13 protein-coding genes are annotated in these 16,993 nt (G+C 75.1%); 2 read left to right on the top strand and 11 right to left on the bottom strand.

All coding sequences use genetic code 11. The annotated features are described in order from the left end of the window. Window positions 1-58 precede the first annotated feature (58 nt). The 11 genes from murC to mraZ all read right to left on the bottom strand — a co-directional run bounded on the left by murC (window position 59) and on the right by mraZ (window position 14,254). Window positions 59-1,468 carry a UDP-N-acetylmuramate--L-alanine ligase gene (gene murC, locus QP089_RS45445; protein ID WP_285920815.1) on the bottom strand — a complete coding sequence of 470 codons (1,410 nt, stop codon included), beginning with the start codon at window positions 1,466-1,468 and terminating at the stop codon, window positions 59-61. Then, window positions 1,465-2,559: an undecaprenyldiphospho-muramoylpentapeptide beta-N-acetylglucosaminyltransferase gene (gene murG, locus QP089_RS45440; protein ID WP_285920814.1), complete on the bottom strand. Its 1,095-nt coding sequence runs from the start codon at window positions 2,557-2,559 to the stop codon at window positions 1,465-1,467. Before murG ends, murC begins: the two co-directional genes overlap by 4 nt. Before the next feature lie 122 nt (window positions 2,560-2,681). Then, window positions 2,682-3,938, bottom strand: a complete 1,257-nt coding sequence (gene ftsW / locus QP089_RS45435) for a putative lipid II flippase FtsW (protein ID WP_285920813.1) — start codon at window positions 3,936-3,938, stop codon at window positions 2,682-2,684. After that, window positions 3,935-5,410: a UDP-N-acetylmuramoyl-L-alanine--D-glutamate ligase gene (gene murD / locus QP089_RS45430; RefSeq protein ID WP_285920812.1), complete on the bottom strand. Its 1,476-nt coding sequence runs from the start codon at window positions 5,408-5,410 to the stop codon at window positions 3,935-3,937. Before murD ends, ftsW begins: the two co-directional genes overlap by 4 nt. Then, window positions 5,392-6,450, bottom strand: a complete 1,059-nt coding sequence (mraY, locus tag QP089_RS45425) for a phospho-N-acetylmuramoyl-pentapeptide-transferase (RefSeq protein WP_285920811.1) — start codon at window positions 6,448-6,450, stop codon at window positions 5,392-5,394. Before mraY ends, murD begins: the two co-directional genes overlap by 19 nt. Beyond that, window positions 6,447-7,841, bottom strand: a complete 1,395-nt coding sequence (locus QP089_RS45420) for a UDP-N-acetylmuramoyl-tripeptide--D-alanyl-D-alanine ligase (protein ID WP_285920810.1) — start codon at window positions 7,839-7,841, stop codon at window positions 6,447-6,449. The genes mraY and QP089_RS45420 overlap by 4 nt, the downstream gene beginning before the upstream one ends. An 18-nt stretch (window positions 7,842-7,859) precedes the next feature. Beyond that, window positions 7,860-9,380, bottom strand: coding sequence for a UDP-N-acetylmuramoyl-L-alanyl-D-glutamate--2,6-diaminopimelate ligase (locus tag QP089_RS45415; protein WP_285920809.1), 1,521 nt, complete (start codon window positions 9,378-9,380; stop codon window positions 7,860-7,862). A gap of 81 nt (window positions 9,381-9,461) precedes the next feature. Further along, the gene (locus tag QP089_RS45410) at window positions 9,462-11,174 is read right to left on the bottom strand and encodes a peptidoglycan D,D-transpeptidase FtsI family protein (RefSeq protein ID WP_446474148.1); all 1,713 of its coding nucleotides are present in this window, start codon (window positions 11,172-11,174) and stop codon (window positions 9,462-9,464) included. Between the two features lie 607 nt (window positions 11,175-11,781). After that, window positions 11,782-12,597 (bottom strand): cell division protein FtsL, encoded by an 816-nt coding sequence (gene ftsL, locus QP089_RS45405; protein WP_285920807.1) that lies wholly within the window; start codon window positions 12,595-12,597, stop codon window positions 11,782-11,784. Continuing rightward, entirely contained in the window at window positions 12,594-13,580 is a 987-nt protein-coding gene (gene rsmH / locus QP089_RS45400) for a 16S rRNA (cytosine(1402)-N(4))-methyltransferase RsmH (protein WP_285920806.1), read from the bottom strand. Before rsmH ends, ftsL begins: the two co-directional genes overlap by 4 nt. 242 nt (window positions 13,581-13,822) lie before the next feature. Then, window positions 13,823-14,254, bottom strand: coding sequence for a division/cell wall cluster transcriptional repressor MraZ (gene mraZ / locus QP089_RS45395; protein WP_285920862.1), 432 nt, complete (start codon window positions 14,252-14,254; stop codon window positions 13,823-13,825). A 492-nt stretch (window positions 14,255-14,746) separates the two neighbouring features. Between mraZ and QP089_RS45390 the strand changes: the two genes are divergently transcribed. Together QP089_RS45390 and QP089_RS45385 are read left to right on the top strand one after the other, a co-directional pair. Beyond that, the gene (locus QP089_RS45390) at window positions 14,747-15,835 is read left to right on the top strand and encodes an AAA family ATPase (RefSeq protein ID WP_285920805.1); all 1,089 of its coding nucleotides are present in this window, start codon (window positions 14,747-14,749) and stop codon (window positions 15,833-15,835) included. A 4-nt stretch (window positions 15,836-15,839) separates the two neighbouring features. Then, the coding region (locus QP089_RS45385) for a DUF58 domain-containing protein (protein WP_285920804.1) at window positions 15,840-16,993 on the top strand (1,154 nt) is incomplete at its 3' end.

Below are 16,993 nucleotides of genomic sequence, written 5' to 3'. Positions count from 1 at the left end.
GGACCGCCGATCCCGCGGGCGGCGGCGTGTCCCGGCGACCCGGCGGCGCCCGCGCGCCTCAGCGGGTCGCGAGCCGCTCCAGGATCACCGGGCCGAGCGCGGTCACGTCGCCCGCGCCCAGCGTGATCACGACGTCGCCGGGCCGCGCCAGCCCGGCCACCAGGCCCGGGACCTCGTCGCGGACGGGCGCGTAGACGGTCTCGGTGCCGGCCGGGACGGCGTCGGCGACGAGCGCCCCGGTCACCCCGGGTTCCGGGTCCTCCCGGGCGCCGTAGACGTCCAGCACGACGGCGACGTCGGCCAGGCCGAGCGCGGCGCCGAACTCGGCGGCGAAGAACCGGGTGCGGCTGTACAGGTGCGGCTGGAACACCGCGACGATCCGGCCCGGCTGCTGCTTCTCCCCCAGGTAGTCGCGGGTGGCGTCCAGGTCGGCGGTCAGCTCGGTCGGGTGGTGGGCGTAGCTGTCGAACACCTCGGTGCCGCCCGCCTCGCCCTTGCGCTCCAGCCGCCGCATCGCGCCGCCGAACGCCGCCAGCCCCTCGCGCACGGCCGCGTCGTCCATGCCCAGCGCCTGCGCCACCGCGACGACGGCGGCGGCGTTGAGCGCGTTGTGGCGGCCCGGGACGGCGAGCGCCACCTCGCCGACGCCCTCGATCGTGAACCGGGAGCCGAGGCCGCGCGGGGTGAACCCGGTGACCCGCAGGTCGGCGCCCTGCGCCTCCCCGTACGTCCGGACGGTCAGCCCGCGCGCCCGCGCCCGCTCCGCCAGCTCCATCGCGACGGGGTCGTCGGCGCCGGCGACGAGCGTCCCGCCCGGCTCGACCCGGTCGACGAACCGGGCGAAGTTCTCCTTCACCATCTCGAAGCCGCCGTAGTTGTCGAGGTGGTCGGCCTCGACGTTGGTGACGACCGCGATGCGCGGGGTGTACATCAGGAACGAGCCGTCGCTCTCGTCGGCCTCGGCGACGAACACGTCACCGGTGCCCTCGTCGGCGCCGAGCCCGGTCGTGACCAGCTGGCCGCCGATGCAGTACGACGGGTCGGCGCCCGCGTGCTGCAGCGCGACCGTCAGCATCGAGGTCGTGGTCGTCTTGCCGTGCGTGCCGGCGACGGCGACGGCGCGCCGCCCCGCCATCAGCGACGCCAGCGCCGCCGAGCGGTGCAGCACCCGCAGCCCGCGCTCGCGGGCGGCGACCAGCTCGGGGTTGGACGCGCGGATCGCGGTGGACACCACGACGGTGTCGGCGTCGCCGACGTACGCGGCGTCGTGCCCGACGAACACCTTCGCGCCGAGGTCGCCGAGCTGGCCGAGCAGCTCGGAGTCGCGCGCGTCGCTGCCGGACACGGCGAGGCCGCGCCGCAGCATGATCCGGGCGATGCCGGACATGCCGGCGCCGCCGATGGCGATGAAGTGGACCCGGCCGAGCTCGCCGGCCGGGACCACCTCGGACGGGTCGATCAGGCTCATCGGGCGGCGCCCGCCGCGCGGACCACGTCGTAGACCATCCGGGCCAGCGCGACGTCGGCGTCCCGGCGGCCCATCCGCCCGGCCGCCTCGGACATGTGCGCGACCCGTCCCGGGTCGGCCAGCACCGGCAGCAGGTTGCGGGCGATCCAGTCGGGCGACAGCTCGGCGTTGTCGACCAGCATCCCGCCGCCGGCGGCGACGATCGGCTCGGCGTTCAGCCGCTGCTCGCCGTTGCCGATCGGCAGCGGCACGTACACCGCGGGCAGCGCGACCGCGGCCAGCTCCGCGCAGGTCATCGCGCCCGCGCGGCACATCGCCATGTCGGCGGCGGCGTAGGCCAGGTCCATCCGGTCGCAGTAGGGGATGGTGACGTACTGCGGGCCGCCCTGCACCGGCTCGGGCTCCTCGGTGTTCTTCGGACCGACGATGTGCAGCACCTGGATGCCGGCCTGCCGGAAGTAGGGGGCGGCGGCCACCGCGGCCTGGTTGAGGGAGCGGGCGCCCTGCGACCCGCCGAAGATCAGCAGGGTGGGCAGGTCGGGCAGCAGGCCGAAGTAGGAGCGGGCCTTGTCGCCCATCGCGAGCCGGTCCAGCGCGGCGATCTCGCGGCGCAGCGGGATGCCGACGAAGGTGGCGTTCGGCAGCGGCGAGTCCTGGTGGGAGACCGCGACGTGGTCGGTGAAGCGGGCACCGAGCTTGTTGGCCAGCCCCGGCTTGGGGTTGGCCTCGTGCACGATGATCGGCACCTTGCGCTTGCGGGCGGCCAGGTAGCCGGGGGTCGCCACGTAGCCGCCGAAGCCGACCAGGATGTCGGCCCGCGCCTGGTCGAGGACGTTCGCCGCCGCGTTGATCGCGCCGCGCAGCCGTCCCGGGACCGACAGCAGCTGGGGGGTCAGCGTGCGCGGCAGCGGGACCGGCGGGATCAGCGCGAGCTCGTAGCCGCGCTGCGGCACCAGCCGGGTCTCCAGGCCCCGTTCGGTGCCGAGGCAGACGATCCCGGTGTTGGGGTCGTTGCGGCGCAGCGCGTCGGCGAGAGCCAGTGCGGGCTCGATGTGTCCGGCGGTGCCGCCGCCGGCCAGGACAACCCTCATGCTCGTTGACAACTCCTCAGCGTGTTCGACGTGTCGGGTGCCGCCCGCTCGCGTTCCGCCCGTCCCGCACGGGGCCGTGCGGGCCGCGGACGCCGGGTCGCCGGCACCCCGGCGGGGGGATTTCAGCGCCGTGCCGGTCGAAGCCAGCTTAGAGCCCTCACGACCGGTCCGGGGCCGCGTGCGGACAGTGCCTGCCGCGCGCCGGGCTCGCGCTTGGCGAACGCCAGCAGCATGCCGAGCGCGATCAGCGTCGGGATCAGCGCGGAGCCGCCGTAGGACACCAGCGGCAGCGGGATGCCGGTGATCGGCAGCACCCCGATCACCGCGCCGATGTTGACGATGGCCTGCACGACCAGCCAGGAGGTCGCGCCGGCGGCGGCGAGCCGGGTGAAGGGGTCCTTGACGCGGCGGGCGATGCGCAGCCCCGCGTAGGCCAGCAGGCCGAACAGCCCGAGCACGACGAGGGTGCCGACGAGGCCGAACTCCTCCCCCACGATCGCGAAGATGAAGTCGGTCTCGGCGTGCGGCAGGTAGTCCCACTTGGCGCGCCCCTCGCCGAGCCCGGTGCCGAACAGCCCGCCGGAGGCGACCGCGAACAGTCCCTGGATGCCCTGGTAGTTGCTGGTCAGCCGGTTGCCGGCCGGGTCCAGGAAGCCGGTGAGCCGCTGCATCCGGTACGGCTCGACGACGATCAGGATCGACACCAGCAGGCAGACCAGCCCGGCGATGCCGACGAACAGCCGTCCGGGCGCGCCGACCACCCACAGCAGCGCCAGGAAGATCGTCAGCAGCACCAGCGTGGTACCGAGGTCGTTGCCGAGCATCACCAGCAGCACCAGCACCCCGGCGCCCGGCAGCAGCGGCACCAGCAGCGGCCGCCACTCGGTGAGCTGGCCGAGCCGCTCCTTGCGGGCCAGCAGGTCGGCGCCCCACAGCACCAGCGCGAGCTTGGCGGGCTCGGACGGCTGGATCTGCACGGGCCCGAGGTCGATCCAGCGGGTGGCGCCGCCCGCGCTGCGGCCGAGACCGGGGATCAGCACCATCGCCAGCGCGACGATCGACAGCAGCAGCAGGGGGTAGGCCAGCGCGCGGAACGTCTTGACCGGCAGCCGGGACGCCAGCCACATCAGCGGCAGCCCGATCACCATCCACACGGCCTGCTTCTGGAACAGCGTGTAGGCGGAGCCGGTCTCCTGCAGCTGCTTGACCGACGACGCCGACAGCACCATGGTCAGGCCGAGCGCCAGCAGCATCACCGAGCAGCTCAGCACCAGGTAGTAGGAGGTGAGGGGGCGGTCGAGCAGCCCGACCGCGGCGGCCACCTGCTCGCGCGGCCCCGCCCGGCGCGTCCGTTCCTCTTCGGCCGGTACGGCGGTCATGAGACCCGCGGGTCTCCGGCGGCGGCGAGGCGCCCGACCGCGGCGATGAACGCCTCGCCGCGGGCCGGGTAGTTGGCGAACATGTCGAAGGAGGCCCCGACGGGGGCGAGCAGCACGGTGTCGCCGGGACGGGCGAGCCCGGCTGCTTCGGTGACGACGCGGTCCATGGCCCCAGTGTCGGTGTCGGGGACGTCCACGACCGGGACATCGGCCGCGTGTCGCGCGAGTGCCTCGGCGATCCGGTGCCGGTCGCGTCCCATCAGGACGACGCCGCGCAGCCGGCCGGCGCAGGAGCGCACCAGGTCGTCGACGTCCAGGCCCTTGAGGAGGCCCCCGGCGATCCACACGATGGACTCGTAGGCGGCCAGCGACGCGGCGGCGGCGTGCGGCTGGGTCGCCTTGGAGTCGTTGACGTAGGCGACGCCGGCGACGTCGGCGACGTGCTGGATGCGGTGCGGGTCGGGCACGAACGAGCGCAGCCCCTCCCGGACGGCCTCCGGCGGCGCCCCGAACGCCCGCGCCAGGCCCGCCGCCGCCAGCGCGTTGGCGACGTTGTGCGGCGCGAACGGCCGGACGTCGTCCAGCGCGGCCAGTTCGGCGGCCTCGGACGCCGGGTCGGCGACGAAGGCGCGGTCGACCAGCAGGTCCTCGACGACGCCGAGCTCGCCGGGGCGCGGCACCCGCAGCGTGAACCCGGCGCGCCGGTCGACGCCCACGGCGCGCTCGGCCAGGGCCGCGGAGGTGGCGTCGTCGGCGTTGTACACCGCGACGGTGCCCGGCGCGAAGATCTTCGCCTTGGCGCCGACGTAGGCGTCCATGGAGCCGTGCCAGTCGAGGTGGTCGGGCGCTATGTTCAGCACGGTCGCGGCCAGCGGCGCGACCGAGCTCGACCAGTGCAGCTGGTAGCTCGACAGCTCCACCGCCAGCACGTCGTAGGGCTCGGCGTGCTCTTCCTGGGGGGACGCCCCCCCGGAACCCCCGGAACCCCCTACGGCCTCGACGATCGGCGTGCCCACGTTGCCGACCGCGAGGGCCTTGTGCCCGGCGGCCGCAAGCATGCAGGCCAGCATCCGCACGACGGTGGTCTTGCCGTCGGTCCCGGTGATGGCCAGCCACGGCGCGGCGTCCGCGGGCCGCAGCCGCCAGGCCAGCTCCACCTCGCCGATGATCTCGATGCCGGCCGCGGCGGCCGCGGCGAGCAGCGGCGCGTCCGGCCGCCATCCCGGCGAGGTGACGACCAGCCCGGTGCCGTCCGGGAGCGTGTCGCCGTCGCCGAGCCGCACCGCGACGCCGCGCTCCTCCAGCTCGGCGGCCTGCGCGCGCTGCTCGTCGCCGTCGCGGGCGTCGACGGCCGTGACGCGGGCGCCGCGCGCTGCCAGGACGCGGGCCGCGGCCCGGCCGGAGACGCCGAGCCCGGCGACGCAGACGGCGAGGCCGTCCCAGGGACCTGTCGTCACTTCTTGGGCATCCATTCCAGGTAGAAGAGGCCGATGCCGATCCCGACGAACAGCGCCGACATCAGCCAGAACCGCACGACGATGGTCGTCTCGGCCCAGCCCGACAGCTCGAAGTGGTGCTGCAGCGGAGCCATCTTGAACACCCGTTTCTTGGTCATCTTGAAGCCGCCGACCTGGATGATCACCGACAGGGTGATCATCACGATCAGGCCGCACAGGATGGCCAGCAGGAACTGGGTGCGGGTGAGGATCGCCAGCCCGACCAGCACGCCGCCGAGGGCCAGCGAGCCGGTGTCGCCCATGAAGATCTTCGCGGGCGGGGCGTTCCACCACAGGAAGCCGAACACGCCGCCGAGCACGGCCGCGGCCACCACCGCCAGGTCCAGGGGGTCGCGCACGTTGTAGCAGTTGGGGGCGAGGGCGGCGGAGCAGGAGTTGCGCAGCTGCCAGTTGCCGATGACCACGTAGGCGGCCAGCACCATGCCGGCCGGGCCGGCGGCCAGGCCGTCCAGGCCGTCGGTGAGGTTCACGCCGTTGGACATCGCGGCGATCAGCAGCAGCGCCCAGACCACGAACAGGTACGGGCCGATCGAGGGGCCGAAGTCGCGCAGGAAGGACAGGTGGGGGTCGGCGGGGGTGATGTCGTAGCCGTTGGGGAAGTTCAGCGAGGCGACCGCGAAGACCACCCCGACCAGGACGATGCCGATCATCTTGGCGCCGCTGCGCAGCCCGAGGCTGCGCTGCTTGAACACCTTGATGAAGTCGTCGACGAAGCCGACGAACCCCAGGCCGGTCATCAGGAACAGCACCAGCACGCCCGAGATCGTCGGGACCTCGCCGGTGAACAGGTGCGCGACCGCGTAGCCGACGAGCGATCCGACGATGAAGACGGTGCCGCCCATGGTGGGGGTGCCGCGCTTGGTGAGGTGGGCCTCGGGGCCCTCGTCCCGGATCATCTGGCCGTAGCCCAGCCGGTTGACGATCCGGATCCACACCGGGGTGCCCACCATGACGAAGACCAGCGCGACCCCGGCCGCGATGAGGATGTTGGTCATCGACCGGCCCGCCCGTCCGGCGCCAGCAGCGCCTCGGCGACCCGTTCCAGTCCCGCCACCCGCGAGCCCTTCACCAGCACGACGTCCCGCGGCGCGAGCCGCTCGCTGAGCGCGGCCACCGCCGCGCCGACGTCATCCACCTGCACGCACTCTCCCGTCCATGACGCCACCTGCGCGGCACCCTCGGCCATCGCCGCCGCGTTCGCGCCGACGACGACGAGGCCGTCCAGCCCGCTGCGCGCGGCATGCCGCCCGATCCTGGCATGTTCGGCGGCGGACGAACCGCCCAGTTCGGCCATCTCGCCCAGCACCGCGAACGCGCGGCGGCCGCGGGCCATGTGCGCGAGCACGTCGATCGCGGCCCGCGTCGAGTCGGGGTTGGCGTTGTAGGCGTCGTTGACCACCGTCACCCCGTCGTCCCGCTCGGTGACCTCCATCCGCCACCGGCTGGCCGGCTCCGCCTCCGACAGGCCCGCGGCGACCTCGCCGACCGCCAGGCCCGCCGCCCGCGCCGCCGCCGCGGCCGCCAGCGCGTTCGCGACCGCGTGCGACCCGTACAGCCGCAGCGCGACCGGCGCCGAGCCCTCCGGCGTCACCAGCATGAACCGGGCCCGGCCCTGGTCGTCGAGCGTCTCGTCCACCGCGCGGACGGCGGCGCCCTCCGACCGGCCGAACGTCACGACCTCGCCCGCCGTGCGCGACGCCATCGCGCTCACCAGCGGGTCGTCGGCGTTGAGCACGGCGGTCCCGCCGGGGCGCAGCGCCTCCACCATCTCGCCCTTCGCCTCCGCGATCGCCTCGCGGCTGCCGAACTCGCCCAGGTGCGCGGTGCCGACGTTCAGCACCACGCCCACGTCGGGAGGGGCGATCCGGGTCAGGTAGGCGATGTGGCCGACGCCGCGGGCGCCCATCTCCAGCACCAGGTGGCGGGTCCGCTCGTCGGCGCGCAGCACCGTCAGCGGCAGCCCGATCTCGTTGTTGAACGAGCCCGGCGGCCACACCGTCGGCCCGGCGCGCCCGACGAGCTGCGCGATCAGGTCCTTGGTGGAGGTCTTGCCCGCCGAGCCGGTGACCGCGACGACGGTCGTGTCCGGCAGCCGCGCCAGCACGCCGCGGGCCAGCCGGCCGAGCGCCTCCTTCACGTCCTCGACCAGCACGGCCGGGCCGCCCACCGGGCGCTGCGCCAGCACCGCGGCGGCCCCGGCCGCCAGCGCGGCCGCGGCGAACTCGTGCCCGTCCGCGCGCTCGCCCTTGAACGCCGCGAACAGCGCCCCGGGCACCACCGCCCGGGAGTCGATGACCACGGGACCGCCCGCCACGGCGTCCGGGGGCGCCCCGTCGACGGTGCCCCCGGTGATCTCCGCGATCGCCGACAGCGCAAGTGGGATCACGCCTGCGTCCCGTCCCCTCTACTTCTCTTCCCGAGGCGCGGCACGCCGCAGCGCCTCCCGGACGACCTCGCGGTCGTCGAACGGCTGCACCTCGCCGGCCGCGTACTGGCCCTGCTCGTGCCCCTTGCCCGCGACGACGAGGACGTCGCCGCGGCGGGCCCGGCCGACGGCCAGCGCGATGGCGGCGGCGCGGTCGGGTTCCACGACGATGTGCGCCCGGTGCCGCTGCGGCACCTTGAGCCCGCCCTCGACCATAGCGGCGAGGATCGCCAGCGGATCTTCCGACCTCGGGTTGTCGTTGGTGAAATACGCCATGTCGGCCAGCCGGGCCGCCGCCTCCCCCATCAGCGGCCGCTTGCCGCGGTCGCGGTCGCCGCCGCAGCCGAGCACCACCGCGAGGGCGCCCTCGGTGACCGGGCGCAGCGCGGTCAGCACCGCCTCGACGGCGCCGGGCTTGTGCGAGTAGTCGACGAGCGCGACGAAGTCCTGCCCCTCGTCGATGCGCTCCAGCCGGCCGGGGACGCCCTCCAGCGACGCGACGCCGCGCACCGCGTCCGGCAGCCCGACCCCCGCCTCCACCAGCGCGACGATCGCGGCGAGCGCGTTGGCGACGTTGAACGGCCCGGCGAGCCGCACCGAGGCGTCGGCCTCGACGCCGCCCGGCCCGACGACGCGGAACACGCTGCCGTCCGCGCCGACCCGCACGTCCTCGGCGCGCCAGTCGGCGGCCGGGTCGCCGGACGCCGAGAACGTCGTCATCGGGATCGGGGCGATGTCCAGCAGCTCGCGGCCGTAGTGGTCGTCGAGGTTCACGACGCCGACCCGCGCGTACTGCGGCGTGAACAGCCGCGCCTTCGCCAGGAAGTAGTCCTGCATGGTGGGGTGGTAGTCCAGGTGGTCCTGGGACAGGTTGGTGAAGACGGCGACCTCGTAGCGGGCGCCGCCGACCCGGCCCTGCACCAGCGCGTGGCTGGACACCTCCATCGCGGCGGCGCCGACGCCGCGCTCGCGCATCATCGCCAGCAGCGCGTGCAGGTCGGTCGCCTCCGGCGTGGTCAGCGCGCTCGGCACCCGCTCGTCGGCCACGCGGATCTCCACGCCGCCGACCAGCCCGGTCGTCAGGCCGGCCCCGCGCAGCCCCGCCTCCACCAGGAACGCCGTGGTGCTCTTGCCGCTGGTGCCGGTGATGCCGATGAGCGCGATGTCGCGTCCCGGCTCCCCGTACACCCAGGCGGCCGCGTCGCCGAGCCGCGCCCGCACGTCCGCGACCACCAGCACCGGCAGGCCGGTCGCGGCGGCGCGGTCGCGGCCGGCGGGGTCGGTGAGGATCGCGGCCGCGCCCGACGCGGCGGCCTGCGCGGCGAACTCGGCGCCGTGCGCGCGGGTGCCGGGCAGCGCCGCGTACACGTCGCCAGGCCGCACCGCCCGCGAGTCGTGCGTGATCCCGGTGACCTCCGCGCCGCGCCGGTCGCCCCGCTCGATCCCGAGAGTCGCCGCGAGCCCGTCCAGCGGACGGGCCTGTGCAGTGGTCGGGCGCATGGCGGTTCTTTCGGTGCCGGTGGGACGGGAACGCTGGGAAACGGATGGTGGACTCACGGCGAGTGAGGGTACTCGCTGCGGTCAGTCTCGGGCGTAGATCTTGGTGATCGGCGGTTCGCTCCCCGTCGGCGGGATCTTCTCGGACTGCAGCGCGAAGCTCATCACGTCGCGGAACACGGGCGCGGCGACGTCGCCACCATAGTGGCTGCCCCGCCTGGGGTCCTGCAGGACGACCTGGACCACCAGCCGCGGGTCGTCGGCGGGCGCGAACCCGGCGAACGAGGCCGTGTAGCCCCTGTAGCAGCCGCAGCCCGCGTCGAAGCGCTGCGCGGTGCCGGTCTTGCCCGCCACCCGGTAGCCCTTGATCTGCGCCTTCGGCGCGGTGCCCTCAGGGGTGGTGACGCCCTCCAGCATGTCGCTGATCTGCCGGGCCGTGCCCTGGCTGATCACCTGCCTGCGCTGCGGCGCGGGCGCCGCGGTGAACCTGTCGTTCGGCCCGACGGTCCCCTCCACGAGGGTCGGGGCGACGCGGACGCCGCCGTTGGCGATGGTCGCGTAGACGCTCGCCATCTGCACCGCGTTGACCGACACGGTCTGCCCGAACGCGATCGGGTACCGGTCGGTGCCCGACCACTTCGACGGCGGGTTGAGCAGCCCCGCCGTCTCCCCCGGCAGCGGCAGGCCGGTCCTCTGCCCGAACCCGAAGTCCCGCAGCGTCCGGTAGAGCTGCTCCTCGCTGATGGTCTGGCTGGCCAGGATGGTGCCGACGTTGCTGGACTTGGCCAGCACCCCGGCGAACGTCAGGTGCTCCACGCCGTGCGGCTCGGAGTCGTGGAACTCCACGCTGTACTTCCGGATCTTGTCGGGGACGGTGAAGGGGGTGTCCTTGGTGACCCCGCCGTGCTCCATGACGGCCGCGGCGGTGACGACCTTGCCGGTGCTGCCCGGCTCGTAGGCGTCCTGCACCGGGGCGCTGCCCCACAGGTCCCGGTCGCCCTTCGTCACGTGGTTGGGGTCGTAGCCGGGCGCCGACGCCATCGCCAGCAGCCGCCCGGTGCGTGGGTCCATCACGATGGCGGTGCCGCCGCGCGCGCCGGTCGCCTTGACCTGCTTCTCGATCGCCTCCTGCGCCTTGAACTGCAGGTCCTGCTGGAGGGTGAGCCGGACGCCGCGGCCGGGCACGGGCGGCTTCTTCTGGTCCTCGCCCATGGGGATGTGCTGGCCCTCGAGGCTGATCTCCACGCGCTGCCAGCCGTCCCGGCCGGACAGCACGTCGTTCTGCGTGCTCTCCAGGCCGGCCGCGCCCTGTCCCGCTCCGTTCACGAAACCTATGACGCTCGCGGCCAGCGAACCGTTGGGATACTCCCGGCGATATTCCGGCAAAGTCCCGATGCCCTGGAAGTTCCACGACGTGATCAGGCTCGCCTGCTCGGGGGTGACGCCGTGCGCCAGGTAGACGAACTGGGTGCCCTTCTTGCTGATCGCCTTCACCACCGACGCCGGGTTCAGGCCGAGCGTCGGGGCGAGCGCGCTGGCGATCGCCTGCCGCTTCTCCGGCTTGATGACGTACGGGTCGGCGGTGATCGCGCGGGCCTCCACCGTCATGGCGAGCGGGTTGCCCTGCGCGTCGGTGATCGCGCCGCGCACGGCGGGCAGCGTCAGCTTCTTCAGCCGCTGCTCCATCGCCTGCGCGCTGTACTTGCCCGACTCGATCGTCTGCAGCTGGACGAGGCGCCCCGCGAACAGCGACAGCACGAACGCCACGACGAGCAGCCCGGCGTTCAGCCGCTTCATCGGGTCGCGCCGGTGGAAGGGGACGCGCGGCCTGCGCGGCGGGCGCGGCGGCCGTCCGCCCGAGCCGCCGCCGGGACGCGGCCCGCGCGGGCCCTCGCGGCGCGTCCCGCCGGGCCCGGACGCGCCGCCGGGCCGCGCGGTGGGCGCGGTCGTGCGGAACGCGGCCGTCCGGCTCCGCGCGGACGTCCCGCCCGTGCCTCGCCGGGACGCGCCCTTGGCGGCCGTCCTCTTCTTCTCTGTGTCGTTCTTTCCGGCGGCCTTCTTACCGCTCTCCTTGCCGCCGGTGCCTCCGGTGCCCCTGCGGGGCTGCGGGACCGTGCCGCCGCGCGACGCGCGGCGGGCGGCCGGGCCGCCCTTCTTCCCCGGCCGGCCCGCCGCGTCCGCCCGTCCTGCCGGGGGACGCGGCGGGTCGCCGGTCTGACGCCCGGGCGCGCGCGCCGCGCCCGGGCCGCTCTTGTCGTCCCGCCCCGCCGAGCCGCGGGACCCCGGGGAGCCGCGTCTGCGGCCGGGCGGCGGCCCGGCGGTCCCGCGTCCCGGCCCCTTCGTCACCGCGTCCCCCGCTCCTCGACTCCGCCGCCGGCGCGCTCACCGGCGTGTCCGCTGCGCGTCACGGCCGGCCGCTCCCGTTCCGGGCGCCGCCGCCCGCGGCGGCCGGCTGGGGGACGCCGTCGCCGGGCACCACCGTGCCGGGGACGCCCACCACGGCCGTCGCGCCCGCGGACGCGGTCGCCGCCTGCGGGACCGGCCGCAGCCTGCCCGCGCTGGTCCTGCCGGTGTCGGGGAAGTAGAACCGCGGCGTGGTGTTCGGGACCATGCCGAGCGCCTTGGCCTTGGACGAGAGGTTCTGCGGCGAGCTCTCCTCCTCGTTCTGCGCCTGCAGCGACTGGCTCTTCTGCTCGAGCTCCTTGTTCTGCTGCTCGAGCTTGCTCAGCGTGAAGGCGTCCTTCGCCAGGACGGTGTTGAGCAGCAGCAGGCTCACCAGGGCGCCGCCGAGCAGCGCGATGATGAGCAGCACGAACGGGGCGCGCGGCGGCCCGGCCGCGGCCCGCCGGGCCAGGCGGGGCTCGCGCCGCGCCGCGACGTCCGCCGGCTGCGCCCTCCGGGACCGCCGGGTGGTGGACGGGGCGCTCGCGGGCGGGGCCGCCGGAGCCGGCGCGCTCTTCACCGCGCCCTTGGCGCGGCCCTTCGCCGGGCTGCCCTTCGCCGGGCTGCCCTTGGACGGGGCCTTCTTACCCGGGGCCGGCCGGCGCGGCGGTGCGGGCCGGGCGGTCGTCGTGCCCGCGGCGCCGCCGCCGGACGGGCGGTCCGGATCCCGCGGCCCGCCCGGCGCGCCCGTCCTCTCCGCGCCCGTTCCCGGTGCGCCGTTCTTCGGTGCGTTCCTGGCGGGCGCGGTGGCCGGCGGGCGTCGGCTCGTCGTCGTCATGTCGCCTCCCGGACCCGCTCGGCGGCGCGCAACCGCACCGACCCGGCCCTTGGGTTGGTCGTGGTCTCCTCGTCGGACGGCAGCTCGGCCCCGCGCGTCAGGAGCCGGAACCTCGGCTCGTGCTCGGGCAGCGGGACGGGCAGCTCCGGCGGGGTGGTGTCGGCCGCCTGCGCGCCGAGGACCCGCTTGGTGATGCGGTCCTCCAGCGAGTGGTAGCTGAGGACGGCGACCCGGCCGCCGACCGGGAGCGCGTCCAGGGCGGCGGGCAGCGCCCGCCGCCAGATGTCCAGCTCGCCGTTCACCTCGATGCGCAGCGCCTGGAACGTCCGTTTGGCCGGGTTGCCGCCGGTGCGGCGGGTCGCGGCCGGGATGGAGGTGCGGACCAGGTCGGCGAGCCGCCTGGTGGTCTCGAGCGGGGCGCGCTCGCGCTCGCGGACGATCGCCGCGGCGATGCGCTGGGCGAACCGCTCCTCGCCGTACTCGCGCAGGATGCGGGCGAGCTCGGCGGGCGGGTAGCCGTTGACGACCTCCGCCGCGGTGAGGCCCTGGGTGCGGTCCATCCGCATGTCGAGGGGGGCGTCGTAGGAGTAGGCGAAGCCGCGGTCGGCCTCGTCGAGCTGCGGGGAGGAGACGCCGAGGTCGAACAGCACCGCGTCCACGGCCGGGACGCCGAGCCGGGCCAGGACGGCGGGGATCTCGTCGTAGACGGCGTGCTCGAGCGCGACGCGGTCGCCGAACCGCGCGAGCCGTCGCGCGGAGCGCTCCAGCGCGGTGGTGTCCCGGTCGAGGCCGATGAGCCGCAGGTCGGGGTGGGTCTCGAGCATGGCCTCGGCGTGGCCGCCCATGCCGAGGGTGGCGTCGAGGTAGCGGGGAGGGCGCCCGGCGTCGCGGGCGGCGGCCGCGGCGGGGGCGAGGAGCTCCAGAACGCGACCGAGCATGACCGGTACGTGACCGGCCCCCGTCGCGTGGTCTCCCACGTCCATGGTTCACCCCCTGGTACTGCCACCTCGCTCGCGGACTGTGTGGCATCGCCGGTCCGGACCTCCCGCCCCCGGCGGCGGCCTCGCCCGGCCAGGTCCCCATCCGCTGCCCTGAGGAAGATCACCGCGTTTCCGCGGGGGGTCGCCGTCTGGCGCCGGGGAAGCTGCGCCAGCTGGCTCGGAGAGCGGCTGGAGACCTGGCCGAACGTGGGCCGGTGCCGGTCAACGGACCGACGGGTCGTGCGTCACAGGATCCCTGGCAACACCTCCTCCGAGACCTCGGAGAACGCCTGCTCCTCCTGCTCGAGGTAGGACTCCCAGGCCTGCGCGTCCCAGATCTCCAGACGCGTGTTGGCGCCGATGACCGCGCAGTCGCGGGTGAGCCCCGCGTACCTGCGCAGCGGCGGCGGGATCGTGACGCGGCCCTGCTTGTCGGGGACCTCGTCGGAGGCGCTGGCGAAGAAGACCCTGCTGTAGGCGCGGACCGCCTTCTCGGTGACCGGCGCGGCGCGCAGAGCCTCGGTGATGCGCTGGAACTCCGCCATGGGGAAGACGTACAGGCAGCGTTCCTGGCCCTTCGTGATCACCAATCCCCCCGACAGCTCCTCGCGGTACTTCGCCGGCAGGAACAGTCGTCCCTTGTCGTCGAGACGCGGTGCATGGGTGCCGAGGAACACCGGCCCCACCTCCCGCGCCGTATGAGGCGCTACCGCTCCCCACGGCGCCCCACTCTACTCCACTCTTCCCCACCGTCAACAAGGAAAACGCCTTCCGCACACGAAGATCGTCAAGAAAGTCGCAGGTCAGACGGGGTGGAGCGGAGTGGGGGGCGGCGGGCGCCCGGGCGCGCGCCGCCTCCCGCCCCCTCCCGGGGGGCGTCGCCCGCGGCCCCCGCCGGGGTTCCGCACGGGGCCCGCGGGACGGGCGGGGAGCGGCGGGTGGGGGGAAGTGGTGGGCGCCGCGGGGCTGTGGCGGCGATCCCCGTGGAGCACAATGGGCTCGCGTTCCACATGAACATCGCGGCGGGCCCTCCGACGACGTACTGTCGGTTGGGCGGGCGCACAGAGCGCCGCACCGGTCGCGAGGAGACGGGCCCCCGCTCCCGGGGGGCGGGCTCCGTCAGGGGCCTTCGAGGAGCACCGCGCGGCCGGACGGCTGAGGAGGGTTTGGTGGCAGTAGGCACGCACGGAGAGTCGTTCATGGAGACCGACCCCCCGGCACCGCGCTCCGCCCGGCCCGGCGGCGCGGGCGGCGGCCTGGACGGCGGCGCGGCGAACGGCTCGGCGGGGGCGCGCGAGGGGAGCGGCCGCGACCTGGCCGGGCTCGCGCGGGTCGCGGGCCGGATCCGGGACGCCGTCGAGTCGGTGATCGAGGGCAAGCCGAAGGCGGTGCGGCTCGCGCTGACCGTGCTGCTCGCCGAGGGGCACCTGCTGATCGAGGACGTCCCCGGCGTCGGCAAGACGATGCTGGCCAAGGCGCTGGCGCGCTCGGTCGACTGCTCGGTGCGCCGGGTGCAGTTCACCCCGGACCTGCTGCCGAGCGACATCACCGGGGTGAGCGCCTACAACCAGGAGCTGCGCGAGTTCGAGTTCAAGCCCGGGCCGGTGTTCGCCAACATCGTGGTCGGCGACGAGATCAACCGCGCGTCGCCGAAGACGCAGTCGGCGCTGCTGGAGTGCATGGAGGAGCGCCAGGTCACGGTGGACGGCACCACCTACGCGCTGGAGCCGCCGTTCATGGTGATCTCCACGCAGAACCCGGTCGAGATGGAGGGCACCTACCCGCTGCCGGAGGCGCAGCGCGACCGGTTCACCGCGCGGATCTCGATGGGGTACCCCGACCCGGCGGCGGAGCTGGAGATGCTCGACGCGCACGGCGGGTCCTCGCCGCTGGACCGGCTGACCCCGGTCGCGCACGCCTCCGACGTCCGCGACCTGATCGAGGTGGTGCGCCGCCAGCACGTCGCGGCGTCGGTGCGGCAGTACGCGATCGACCTGGTCACCGCGACCCGCAAGCACCCGGAGCTGCGGCTCGGCGCCTCGCCCCGCGCCACGCTGCACCTGGTGCGGGCGGCGCGCGCGTGGGCGGCGCTGGACGAGCGCGACTACGTGCTGCCCGACGACGTCCAGGAGCTGGCCGTCCCCGTCCTCGCGCACCGGCTGCTGCCGACCGCGGAGGCGCAGGTGGAGCGGCGCCGCCCCGAGCAGGTGGTCGCCGACCTGGTGCGGCGGCTCCCGGTGCCCTCCCCCGGGAAGTGACCGGTTGAGAAGGGCGCTGGCCGGCCTGACCACGCGCGGGCGGTCCTTCGTGGCCGCCGGCGCGACCGCGATCGTGTGCGCGTTCGTGCTCGGCGAGCGCGACCTGCTGCGCGCCGGGGTGCTGGTGCTGGTGCTGCCGCTGCTGTCGACGCTGGCGGTGTCGCGGACCCGCTACCGGCTGGCGTGCGCGCGGCGGCTGGAGCCGGCCCGGCTGCCGGTCGGCCACGAGACCCGCGTCGACCTGCGGCTGGAGAACGTCTCGCGGCTGCCGAGCGGGCTGCTGCTGGTGGAGGACCGGGTGCCGTACGCGCTCGGCGGGCGGGCCCGGTTCGTGCTGGACCGGATCGAGTCGCAGGGCTCGCGCGAGCTCGGCTACCGGATCCGCTCCGACGTGCGGGGCCGGTTCCGGGTGGGGCCGCTGACGGTCCGGCTGGCCGACCCGTTCGGGATGGTGGAGCTGGTCCGCTCGTTCAGCATGTCCGACACCCTCACTGTCACCCCGGCGATCGTGCCGCTGCCGGCGACCCGGCTGACCGGCGCGTGGGGCGGGGGCGGCGAGAGCCTGGCCCGCGCGATGTCGGCGGCGGGCGAGGACGACGTGGCGCCGCGCGAGTACCGGCACGGCGACGACCTGCGCCGCGTGCACTGGCGGTCCACCGCCCGGCACGGCGAGCTGATGGTGCGGCGCGAGGAGCAGCACTTCCAGAGCAGCGGGACGCTGCTGCTCGACACGCGCCGCCGCGCGCACTGGGGCGACGGGCCCGGCGGCTCGTTCGAGCAGGCCGTGTCGGTGGCCGCGTCGATCGGCGTGCACCTCGGCCGGACGGGGATGACCCTGCGGTTCGTCACCGACGCGGGCGAGGCGCTGTCGGCGGCGGCGTCCTTCGACGGGGCGTTCGAGGGGCTGCTGCTGGAGGCGCTGGCGGTGGCGCGCCGGTCCAAGGCCGCGTCGCTGACGCCCGGGCTGGCCGCGCTGGGCGGCGCGGCCGGGACGGGCCGGGAGGGCGACGGCCTGATCGCGGCGGTGTTCGGCGCGCTGACCGCGGAGGAGGCGCACCGGGTCGCGGCGGCGCGGCGCGGCGCGGGCACCCGGCTGGCGGTGCTGGTCGACGCCGGTCCCGTCGACGGGCACGGCGGCGCGGGCCTCCAGCAGGATCC

This window comes from Actinomadura opuntiae (assembly GCF_030283205.1).
Classification (GTDB): Bacteria; Actinomycetota; Actinomycetes; order Streptosporangiales; family Streptosporangiaceae; genus Spirillospora.
Note: the sequence above shows the minus strand (reverse complement) of the source record. Positions and strands in the feature narration are given on the sequence as shown.

Excerpts from the sequence above, each read along its gene's own strand:
- rsmH (WP_285920806.1), bottom strand. The coding sequence starts at position 13,580 with ATGGACGTGGGAGACCACGCGACGGGGGCCGGTCACGTACCGGTCATG.
- murC (WP_285920815.1), bottom strand. The coding sequence starts at position 1,468 with ATGAGCCTGATCGACCCGTCCGAGGTGGTCCCGGCCGGCGAGCTCGGC.
- mraY (WP_285920811.1), bottom strand. The coding sequence starts at position 6,450 with ATGACCAACATCCTCATCGCGGCCGGGGTCGCGCTGGTCTTCGTCATG.
- ftsL (WP_285920807.1), bottom strand. The coding sequence starts at position 12,597 with ATGACGACGACGAGCCGACGCCCGCCGGCCACCGCGCCCGCCAGGAAC.
- QP089_RS45410 (WP_446474148.1), bottom strand. The coding sequence starts at position 11,174 with ATGAAGCGGCTGAACGCCGGGCTGCTCGTCGTGGCGTTCGTGCTGTCG.
- murG (WP_285920814.1), bottom strand. The coding sequence starts at position 2,559 with ATGAGGGTTGTCCTGGCCGGCGGCGGCACCGCCGGACACATCGAGCCC.
- ftsW (WP_285920813.1), bottom strand. The coding sequence starts at position 3,938 with ATGACCGCCGTACCGGCCGAAGAGGAACGGACGCGCCGGGCGGGGCCG.
- QP089_RS45415 (WP_285920809.1), bottom strand. The coding sequence starts at position 9,380 with ATGCGCCCGACCACTGCACAGGCCCGTCCGCTGGACGGGCTCGCGGCG.
- murD (WP_285920812.1), bottom strand. The coding sequence starts at position 5,410 with ATGGATGCCCAAGAAGTGACGACAGGTCCCTGGGACGGCCTCGCCGTC.